This is a genomic window from Ureibacillus massiliensis 4400831 = CIP 108448 = CCUG 49529 (assembly GCF_000772965.1).
GTDB classification, from domain to species: Bacteria; Bacillota; Bacilli; order Bacillales_A; family Planococcaceae; genus Ureibacillus; species Ureibacillus massiliensis.
In genome coordinates, this window is record NZ_JPVQ01000143.1 from 1 (window position 1) to 471 (window position 471).

1 pseudogene is annotated in these 471 nt (G+C 35.5%); it reads right to left on the reverse strand.

From position 1 onward, the window contains the following. Positions 1–155: 155 nt before the first annotated feature. Positions 156–471 (reverse strand): annotated as a pseudogene (locus tag CD30_RS20480) (transposase); the annotation flags it as partial.

A 471-nucleotide genomic window follows, 5' to 3' on the forward strand; every position in this document is an offset into this window, starting at 1 on the left:
ATAGAGTCTCGGAATAAATAACAATTTTTCTGGGTGAAATGAACCAAAATTACTGGAAATTTGATTGGAATGGCTTGCACACTCATTATTTTCATTGTATTTTCAAAAATGTCCATGACAAAGAAACCTATTGCCATTATTTTTTAAAAAATTGACTAGGCGGCTTTAGGAAAGATGATTTCTTCAATATTTAACTGCTCTTTCTGACTGCTGTACCAAGCATCGATGTGCTGACACATCATTATGGCGTATAGGCGAATGTACCACATTTTTGTTGACCGGTGGCGTCCAGATTCCAAGTGATAATCTATTTTTTCTCTTTTATTAGAACGTTCAACAGAGGTTCTTCGTTTGTATATAAGTTTCCACTTTTCAGAGGACCTTGGTGTTTTGGTAAATAATCGTAGATTATCCTCTCTGAATGTATGGAATGTCCGACCATATTTTGCTTTTGAACACGGTGATGAGCAT